Below are 574 nucleotides of genomic sequence, written 5' to 3'. Positions count from 1 at the left end.
ATCTTGTCCTCGGGCGTGGCCTCGGCGAGGAAGTCGTCCACGCCCGCCTCGTCGGCGATGGCCTTGGCGGTCAGCGGGTTGTCGCCGGTGATCATGACGGTCTTGATGCCCATCCGGCGCAGCTCGTCGAACCGCTCCCGCATGCCCTCCTTGACGACGTCCTTGAGGTAGATAACGCCGAGCACCCGTGGTCCGTCGATGTCGTCGACGGCGACCAGCAGCGGGGTGCCGCCCGCCGCCGAGATGCCGTCCACCTTCTCCCGCGCGTCCGGGGAGACGCTGCCGCCGCGTTCGACCACCCAGCCGGTGATGGCCGCCGCCGCGCCCTTGCGGACCCGGCGGACCGCGCCGTCGTCGCCGGTGAGGTCCACGCCCGACATCCGGGTCTGCGCGGTGAAGGGCACGAACGCGGCGTGGCCCAGCTCCCCCTCGTGGCGGGCCCGCAGCCCGTACCGCTCCTTGGCCAGCACGACGATGGAGCGCCCCTCGGGCGTCTCGTCGGCCAGCGACGAGAGCTGCGCCGCGTCGGCCAGCTCCGTCTCACGCACGCCGTCCACCGGCACGAACCGGGCCG

General features: G+C 73.2%; 1 protein-coding gene. It reads right to left on the bottom strand.

The annotated features are described in order from the left end of the window. A partial coding sequence (locus tag KUM32_RS33215; protein WP_217145637.1) for an HAD family hydrolase occupies positions 1–574 on the bottom strand: 574 nt, incomplete at both ends.

Source organism: Streptomyces sp. AC627_RSS907 (genome assembly GCF_019049165.1).
The sequence above is the reverse complement of the archived record's forward strand: the minus strand, read 5'-3'. Positions and strand labels throughout refer to the sequence as shown.